We start from the raw sequence: 9,321 nt of genomic DNA on the forward strand, positions 1-9,321 counted from the left end.
CTAAACTATTTTCATACTATAGACGAACGCATTTCCCCGCAATATTAGTGAGTCCCCCTGACACGATAATCATCACGCGAGGACTGAGCCGCGTCGTAGAATAGAATATCGCCATCCTTTAGATGGAATGTGGCACCATATGGATCAGTGACGCTATGCACGAAACCTTCCCGCCGCCATTGATTCGATAATGGAGCATGTATGTACTGCAGATGCGGGTCATTCATCCGTCCTTCACGAATGGTTTCCACATTGAAATTTACAACAATATAGCCGTCTTTCAAGAAAAATGAAGCATCTTCTCTAAACGAAAATTGTCGGTGCAGTGGGAATCCTTTCTGTACAATGTATACTTTCGATGGAATGCCAAATTCTCCATACCATTGTTGTTCAGCAGCATAGGCCCTATATGAATTTACACCATTCGGCAACTGAGTCGGCCCTCGGAATAAGCGAAGCTCTCCTGGTATCTTCATATGACTAAACCCACCTGTCTTCGTTGGACGATCGGCCTGCCTTAGCCATTGCTGCATAAACACCTGCTCACTTTGAGAAAGCTGATGACGATATATTTGATAAAAGGTACGTCCCGTCTGTTCGATTTGCAGCGGATGAAGATTGCGGAGCCTTTCATTCAAAGTAATCTCCCGCTCAATCGTATCAAATGAAGAGCCGACCCTTACAAAATTTCGATCTGGCGCGTGGTAATACAAATCCACATCTTGACGACGCTTGCCATCACGACTCACGAACTCAAACGTTGGTGTAATGCGAATGGAATCGTTAGGCCCAAACATATTGCCCTTCGTCTTGAGATCAAACTTAAAATGATAGCCTGGCTTGACGGTTACATTTTTGAATCCATCATTCGGATGGCTCCCTCGCTTGATCGGCAGCGTATAACGTGATTCATTCCCTCTTACGTATCCATCAATATTACGCGTCCCCACCCAATAATAGCGACCTGTATGCTCCTTACTCTTTTTTTGTTGCCGGAAAGCAAGCTCCCAATTCATATCCACAATATCAGTAATGCGGAAATCATACACGCGTCCAATGACTTCCACTGGGACCGTATCTGTCGCAACATAGTTGCTGAGATCAAAGTTGGCATCCTGCTGGGTAAGCGAATCGGAAGGAGCATTTTCGGCAAACGATCTGAAATGGATCGTATAGTCCCCCTCCTCTACCCATACCGGTAAGTAAAACGTTGTCTCAACATCCCCTACCGGAATGCTAATCCAAGTATTCCTCGGATAAAAAGTGGACCTATCCGCACTATATAGATCAAACTCGAATCTAACTTGTTTTTCTTTTATGTATTTAGCATAGTCACGGTTGCCATAACCTAAAATGTTGCGATGCTGCCCGAATGTTGGTATATGTATAGTGAATGGCCTGTCGAGAATAAATGCTATCCTATTGTGGTTCGGCCTAGTTTTTTGGTTATGTGCTGCGTCATCGGTTGCGTTGGCGTAATTTATAGTAGGAGTATGAACCGTTACTGGATTGAGACCATGGACGGGATACGTCTTGTTGGCACCGCCTTTAATATTGTTCGGAATCAGCTCGTAAAAAATAGTCCCTATGCTAGGTGTATTCGCCTTATTCAAAAGCGTACTTTGTACCCTATAGTTCCTGCCATACAACACATCACGATGAATGGTAGTTGGAGATGGAATAATACCAGGTGCTGGAGCCGTCCGATCAACCCAATTATTGCTCATAATTGTATTTCCATTAAAAACTACATGGTCATTTTTAACTTTATTCTCTCCTACATGTGATTCTGCTGTCGATGTAAATAAGGAGGTTTCATTAGGCACAGATGGCTCAGAATCTCCACCAGGAACCGTTTCTATTCCTAAATCTTGACCTTTACAAGCAAATGGCTGTACATGATCGTTAACACGCTCACTATGATCCGAGTTTACATTAGGTGCTGTATACCCAGTTGGATTCAATGTAACGGACTCATTTGGCAAAGCATAGTTGTTGATAGTTGTTCTAGCTAATTTATAAACTTCTAGATTATCAATTTGCCAATAAGAATAGCTTCGTTTAACTGTGATATTTTCCGTTACAGGAACTTCCCGTTGTCTAGGGACCGGAGGTATAGGAGGTGTCGTTTTCGTGCCTGGCTTGCCCGGAATTGTCCATGTTAAAATATATTTCTTCTTCACTGGAACCGTATACGTTACTTCCCCCGTCATATTGGCCCACTTATTTTGGAACAAGTAGTTCAGTCCAAATACATTTACAAACAATGACTCGGAAGTCGGAATTCCATCTAGCACATTGAACTTTTCAGAATCTCTATTGTCTGCTTTAACCAATCCCGTTGCAATCGGGTCCATAACCGTGTGAGCTGTTACAGCACCTTTACTAGGAGTATTAATACTTATCGTACAAACACCCGAACTACCGTTTCCACCGCCTGGTATGCCTGGGTCTGGATTGGTGCAAGAAGTGCCTGTCCCCACTTGTATAGTAGCATTGTCCGATTCATCCAAAGCTTGACTCGTGTCTTTGAAATGAGCAGTTATGGTTGCCTGTCCTGTGGAGGCAACGGCTGTAACTACGCCTGAAGAATTTACACGAACGATACTGTCATCCGAGCTTCTCCAAGTTAACTTGTCATGACGCTGCAAGTTATATGTACTTCCATCTATTTTTGTTAGTTTCGCAGTGAGTTGCGTCGTGCTTGAAGGAGCAACACAAGACGAACCGGTAATTTCTAATCCGGAAGTGCCATCGGCAAAGGTTGCTCGAAGAATTTTGTCTTTGTATACATAAGTAAAAGAAGTGAAATCTACAATAAATTTATTAAAATAAAATACTTGCTTCGCCCCAGGATTAGCCCAGTAATGCCTGTAGTCATCGTTACTAAATGTCTGGCTGAAATTAATAGTTATTAAATTTAAATCTGTTACATTTGCAATCGCTCCCTCCTTTGGCAGAGTGCTTGCATCTGCATAACCTTCATCCGTAGAAACACTACCACTAACAATAAGAGAATTACGATCTACTCGCACATTAGTCGCTTCAACTTCTTCTTTAGAAATCCCTCCATCTTGGATCCACCGATCAAAAAATGGGGAATTTGTATCAACAACATAAAAACCTTCACTACGAGGAATTTTTGAAGCAAGTCCATCATCAGTACAGTTTGGATATCTCGGAAGAGGGTTACCTTGCACATTTTCAGTTTTTGCTGATGTATCACAGCCCCTACTGTCTGTTTTAGTAACCACACCCCCACCAGCTCTCCAATGCTTTCCATGCCAATTTCTAGTGTCAAAAATTGACCACCTATCCCAGTAATACACTCCACCATAATTCGAATTATTTGACGAACGAACCCTAGTTTTGCTTCCATATAGTACATCAGATTTATTTTTCCATTCAGTCTTTCCCGTTGTAAAACCATCAAATGACCGAATAGGTTTATTGGTTGATTTTTCTATCCACTCAAGTTTTTTTATTACTTTGCCTGACGGCGCATTAATTGTAATAGGTTTTGTTGTTAATTTTGTTTTGTCAGAAAATAAATAACCTCCATAAACATAATCATCGAAATCCTTTTCCATTTCATAAGGTATATCTTTTATTATGTCTCCAGCGGCTAAAGTTATATTTCGTACAGGTACCAGAAGGTTTAACACAATAATAAGTACTAGCACCATCCAAAAATACCTATTAATTTTCAAGTAATACACTCCTTACTTCACAAGAATAGAAGTGGCAAGATCCTGACTGATTATTGGTGCACCTGCAGATATGGTCTCTACATACAACTTTATAAATCCTTCTGTACTAAACTTCTCCTTCGGAATTACAAGACCGTAAATTTTTTTATTTGGATCAATAGACTGAATTACTGTTGGCATAATTAAACTGCTGTCTGTTGAAGTACCGTTATAACCACTAATTAATAAATTTACACGATCATCAATGGGATAGCCCTTTGGGTTTTTATTAACTAAAATGCGTGCCTTGCATACCAACACGTAGCCCTTAAGCTTGCTATTAAACTTCACCCATCCATTATTCGATCTATAAAGAAGTTTATCAGTTGTAGGTAGTAGTTCTCGATTAGGATCCTTTAAATCATTCCAATCTATTGCTATTAATTCATCTATTTGAACAATCGTCCCGTCTTTCCCCTCAAATTGAAGTCTAGAAGCCTTCCACGAATTGATACCGGTATTTTTTTTATTATCCGGCCCATTAAAAATCTCAGGAGCCACCGTAAAAATATTCGTCTTATGCCAAAGCACCTCAGCTGCTGCAACTGCATATTTGTCAGCAGGGAGCTTCTCACCGTTCTTCACCTTAAGCATTCTTTCAATGACAGAGATCGCTTGAGCACGAGTTGTAGCTCCATTAGGTGAAATCTCTCCTGAGCTTGTCCCGGCAATAATCCCATTCTTCGTAGCAAGGTACATCCATTGATTCTCTTCCACCTTAGTCACACTTCCAAGGGCCCTTACCGCCACCTTCGCCATTTCTTCGCGCGTTAATGGCTTATTCCAATCTGCATCTGCAAAATCGCCATTTGCAAAAATCCCCGACGACATGGCAGCATCTACATACTTCACATACCACGAGTCATTTGAGGAAGATTCAACGGGAAGATTCAACGCAGAAACCGCCATTTTCACAAACTCCGCACGAGTCACCTTATGATTAGGTAAAAACTTTCCGGTAGGATACCCAGTTACATAACCTCTCTTCACCGCCTCATATATGGCCCCTTCTGCCCAATGCCCACCTGTGTCTGTAAATTTTTTATTATTATCCGACACAGTCGCTTTCCCTTGATTTACAGTTAGTTGGTGTTCGGCAGCAGAAACAGCATCAGCAGACATCAAACTTACTGGTACACTACCGCCTATAACGACGGTCAGCGTCGTAATTGCAGCAAGCGATCGCTTGTTCATCATAAATAAATCCTCCTCATCAATGTTCGATTAATTCTCAATTTAGTGAAATTAGTTGAGATATGAAACTTGAGATATGAAACAGAGATACAATGCAAGTAAGATGTGCATGGAAACATAAACATTGCTACTGGAAAGAGTGTACCCATATCAAGAACGTACACTTGCATGTATTAAGTAGACAAAAGAGAAGTAATTCTTAGAAGACTGATTGAAGGAAGTAAAAAAGGGAATATATAGGCGATTAATACTTATATCGGCTCTCATTAACCGAGACTTAAGCCCTATAGAACAAAAACAGCCGGACGCCCCTATAGAAGGTTAACGTCCGACTGCCTGCCGTCCACTTGTATCAATTTATTTACATTATACGCTCCTATCCATTATTTACAAGACAAAAATTAACAGCTCCTTTTAAACCCGTACCTCAATACGCTTCGCTACACTTGATATTGTAAAATTAATAATAAAGTAGAATACAGCCGCTAACAAATAAATCGGAACGACATAGTTGAAGTTTTGTCCACTAACCACTTTTGCACTATGCATCAGCTCCGGTAGTGAAATAATAACAGTCAACGATGTATCTTTAATAAGAGAAATAAACTGTCCTACAATAGGCGGCACCATACGCCGCAGCGCTTGCGGAAGAGAGATAAAACGAAGCGTCTGAATATAGGATAAGCCACTGGATCGTGCTGCTTCAATCTGCCCTTTATCTATCGACAACAAACCCGCTCGCACAATTTCTGATATCATCGCCGCTTCAAATATCGTCAAAGCCACGATAGCTGAGGTAAACACACTCATTTTAATCCCCACCTCAGGCAAGGCGAAATACACAAAGAAAATAATAAGCAGCAAGGGCAAGTTGCGGATCGTTTCTACACACACAGCGATAATTGGAGAAAGAACAGGAATACGTGCATATCGAATAATAGCGAGCAGACAAGCTAAAATAAAGCTCAGTACAATCGCCGCTGCAGCAACTGCTATCGAGACACCTAATCCCTGCAGCAAGTACATCACATTGTCATATGAATAAGCCCCGATAAAATCCATCCCCAACCAACCTCCTTCCTTAGCCAGTTCGCGCCATTCGTCGCTCCAACGCCCGAACAGCAAAGCTGGTTGGAACGGTTAGCAGCAAGTAGAACACACCGACTAGTAGGTACACATTGAACGTATCAAACGTGTCCGAATTAATCTGATCACCAAAGTACATCAAATCCGCACCTGCATATACACCTAAAATAGCGGAATTTTTAATCAAATTAAGAAACTGATTACCAAGTGGTGGTATCACGATTTTGATGGCTTGAGGCAGTACGATAAATCGCATCGCTTGTAAGTAAGATAAACCTGAGCACCTTGCAGCTTCGATTTGCCCTTGCGGGATAGACTGAATGCCTGCACGTATCGCATCTGCAATATAAGCTGACGTATAAATGGTAAGTCCTATGCCCCCAGCAACAAAACCACTTAGCCCGAGAAAAGCCAGGCCATGATAAAAGATAGCCACAACAAGCAGCAAAGGAATATTACGGATAAACTCTACGTAGGCCGTCCCTACCCACCGCAGCGGTCGAATCGAGGCAATCCGCATCACAGCGAGTACCGTACCTAGAACAAAACTGCCCATTAGCGCAAGAACGCTAATCGTTAGTGTATTTAGAAATCCCTCTATATATCGATCTCCATGATCTATGAGCAAGGAAATCATCTGACCGCCTCCTTCCTTGGCTTCATTTATAGAGCAACACTCTACTTAGCAGACGGCTTCTGTCCCATCCATTGTTCGTACAACTTGTCATACTCGCCATTCGCCTTCATTTCCTTGATCAAATCATTAATGAGCTTCACAAGCTGCTCATCCCCCTTGCGTACGGCTATCCCATACGGTTCGTCCGTAAAGTTACCGCCTACCATTTCAAAATTAGCATCCTGCTGCATCATGCCTAACAAAATCGCATTGTCAGTCGTTAACGCTTCACCCTTACCAGACTTCAGCGCCGTAAATGCCTCCTGATAATTTTCGAATTCCAACACTTCTGCGTCAGGCGCCTTTTCTTTAACATTTTTGGCAGAGGTCGAGCCTTTAACCGCGAGCACCTTCACACCTGATTTCAAATCTTCAATGGAACGTACCGAGCTGCCTTTTTTCACCAGCAATGATTGTCCCGCTTCAAAATACACGTCCGTAAAGTCCACCTGCTGCTTTCGCTCCTCTGTAATCGTCATCGTCGCAATAATCGCATCGATATCTCCATTTTTCAGCATTGGAATTCTCGTCTTAGACGTGACTTCCTTCAACTCCAGCTTATTTTCATCACCAAGCAGCTTTTTCGCGATTGCCTTTGCGATATCCACATCAAATCCACGCACTTCACCAGTACCCGGATCTTTCAATCCAAATAAATTCGTATCGAACTTCACACCAATAATGAGCTTATCGCGCTCCTTAGACGTCTCTACGGCTGACTTATTCGTACTTCCCCCACCACATGCGGTAAGGAACAGCAGCAATCCGACACAAGCAACCACCATTAAGCTTTTCCATTTGAATGTACCCTTCTTGTACATACAATCCCCCCTGGTTATGTTCGATTAATGATGCAACAAGCGACTAAGAAATACGCGTGCACGTTCTTCTTTAGGCTGTACAAAAAAATCGGCTACCGCTGCTTCCTCTACAATTTGTCCTTGGTCCATAAATACAATTCGATCTGCAACCTCACGGGCGAATCCCATCTCATGAGAGACGATAACCATCGTCATACCTTCTTTTGCAAGCGATCTCATAACATCCAGCACCTCACCAATCATTTCAGGATCCAGCGCAGAGGTGGGCTCATCAAACAACATTATGGCTGGATTCATAGCCAACCCTCGAGCAATCGCTACTCGCTGCTGCTGCCCTCCAGACAGTTGAGCAGGATACGCCTCTGCTTTATCCGCGATACCCACTCTCTCCAAATAAGCAAGAGCTCTCTTCTTTGCTTCATGCTCTGGCAAACCAAGCACACGAATCGGGGCCAATGTAATGTTGTCAATAACTTTCATATGCGGGTACAAATTAAAATGCTGGAATACGATGCCGATATGTTTACGAAAATGATTAAGCGGGAGTTTACTATCGTGGACTTGGTAACCGTTAACGATTAGTTGACCTGATGAAATTTCTTCTAGACGATTGATACAGCGGAGAAGTGTACTCTTACCTGAACCGGATGGTCCGATAACAACAACTACCTCTCCCATCTCAATGTGGAGATTAATATCTTTTAGAACATGAAAGGAACCATAGTGTTTATTCACCTGCTCAAAGCCGATCAATAAGATTCACCTGCCTTCACTCAAGATATAGACACAGAGCACTATTACTATGTGTATGGACGTGTCCTTCATTTATTAACACAAATCTCATGTAACAACGCAGGATATCAAAAAATACTCCTTACTATATACGTAATGCTCACCTGTTAAAAATAAAAAATCCACCAGGGAAACCCCCGATGGATTGATATGCTAAGCTAATTATAAGTTTAATCACATATTAAACATTCACTTGTACCGTATTATACAAGTTCCTTTACTTGCATATCCGGTGTCATTACTTCAAGTTCACCAAGTCCACGAATAATCTTCTTCGCAAACGTCTTCTCCGGCTTAAGCACGGATACCAGGTAATCAATTGCGAGTTGCGGATCAACCGTCTCCCCACATGTGTAACAATCAATAGCAGCAAATCCACGCTCTGGATAAGTGTGGATGGAAAGATGACTTTCCGACAACAAGACGAGCACCGTCGCTCCTTGTGGTTCAAATTGCTTGGATTGTACAGATAATACCGTAGCCCCACAAGCTTCAGCAGCTTCTACCAACTGAGTTTGGAGGTAATCAGCATTGTTGAGTAAATCAAAGTCTACCCCCCATGTGTCAACAGCAACGTGTCTTCCGAAAGTTGAATATTCCATCTTTCGTTTCCCCCTTCCTAGGAATAAAATGTTTTTTGAAACAATTTTCATCCGCTAGGACCTACGTCATTCACTTCCCGAGGGAATGCATCTCTCGCAACATACAATGTCCTGAGTGAATCCTGGTTCCTATATATGTTTTCAACGAGATTAAAAATAACATCTTGCGAACATTATTGCAAGCCCTTTTTTCAAGAAATCCCAAACTTCTTTATTCCCGAACTATTTTTCTTCGAAATTGCGTTATTATTCGGATGCCATAAAGCTGTATTCGTATTATAATCGAGTAGGAGGGGGCGCCTAGCCCCCGTCCTCTCACACCACCGTACATGCGGGTCCGCATACGGCGGTTCCAAAAGGTTAACAAAGTTCTACATAACGAGTAAGTAAACTTCTCAGCC

General features: G+C 42.1%; 7 protein-coding genes. All 7 read right to left on the reverse strand.

Translation table 11 applies throughout. The features are described from left to right. Window positions 1–44: 44 nt before the first annotated feature. On the reverse strand, window positions 45–3,254 hold the full coding sequence (locus IFO66_RS21185; RefSeq protein WP_337913522.1) for a DUF5704 domain-containing protein: 3,210 nt from the start codon (window positions 3,252–3,254) through the stop codon (window positions 45–47). Window positions 3,255–3,722: 468 nt separating this feature from the next. Further along, the gene (locus tag IFO66_RS21190) at window positions 3,723–4,946 is read right to left on the reverse strand and encodes an S-layer homology domain-containing protein (RefSeq protein ID WP_225445958.1); all 1,224 of its coding nucleotides are present in this window, start codon (window positions 4,944–4,946) and stop codon (window positions 3,723–3,725) included. 411 nt (window positions 4,947–5,357) lie between these two features. Further along, complete coding sequence (locus tag IFO66_RS21195; protein ID WP_192027027.1) at window positions 5,358–6,005, reverse strand: amino acid ABC transporter permease; 648 nt, start codon at window positions 6,003–6,005, stop codon at window positions 5,358–5,360. Window positions 6,006–6,024: 19 nt separating this feature from the next. Then, window positions 6,025–6,666, reverse strand: coding sequence for an amino acid ABC transporter permease (locus tag IFO66_RS21200; RefSeq protein WP_192027028.1), 642 nt, complete (start codon window positions 6,664–6,666; stop codon window positions 6,025–6,027). 41 nt (window positions 6,667–6,707) lie between these two features. Beyond that, a complete protein-coding gene (locus IFO66_RS21205; protein WP_192027029.1) occupies window positions 6,708–7,526 on the reverse strand; it encodes a transporter substrate-binding domain-containing protein in 819 nt (272 codons plus the stop codon). A 24-nt stretch (window positions 7,527–7,550) separates the two neighbouring features. Beyond that, complete coding sequence (locus IFO66_RS21210; RefSeq protein WP_192027030.1) at window positions 7,551–8,279, reverse strand: amino acid ABC transporter ATP-binding protein; 729 nt, start codon at window positions 8,277–8,279, stop codon at window positions 7,551–7,553. Between the two features lie 242 nt (window positions 8,280–8,521). Beyond that, window positions 8,522–8,920, reverse strand: coding sequence for an adenosylmethionine decarboxylase (speD, locus tag IFO66_RS21215; protein WP_144994118.1), 399 nt, complete (start codon window positions 8,918–8,920; stop codon window positions 8,522–8,524). Between the last annotated feature and the right edge of the window lie 401 nt (window positions 8,921–9,321).

Source organism: Paenibacillus arenosi (assembly GCF_014841135.1).
GTDB lineage: Bacteria > Bacillota > Bacilli > Paenibacillales > Paenibacillaceae > Paenibacillus_B > Paenibacillus_B arenosi.

What these genes read in the sequence shown, in the direction of transcription:
- IFO66_RS21190 (WP_225445958.1), bottom strand. Translation starts at nt 4,946, where the DNA reads ATGATGAACAAGCGATCGCTTGCTGCAATTACGACGCTGACCGTCGTT.
- IFO66_RS21195 (WP_192027027.1), bottom strand. Translation starts at nt 6,005, where the DNA reads ATGGATTTTATCGGGGCTTATTCATATGACAATGTGATGTACTTGCTG.
- speD (WP_144994118.1), bottom strand. Translation starts at nt 8,920, where the DNA reads ATGGAATATTCAACTTTCGGAAGACACGTTGCTGTTGACACATGGGGG.
- IFO66_RS21205 (WP_192027029.1), bottom strand. Translation starts at nt 7,526, where the DNA reads ATGTACAAGAAGGGTACATTCAAATGGAAAAGCTTAATGGTGGTTGCT.
- IFO66_RS21200 (WP_192027028.1), bottom strand. Translation starts at nt 6,666, where the DNA reads ATGATTTCCTTGCTCATAGATCATGGAGATCGATATATAGAGGGATTT.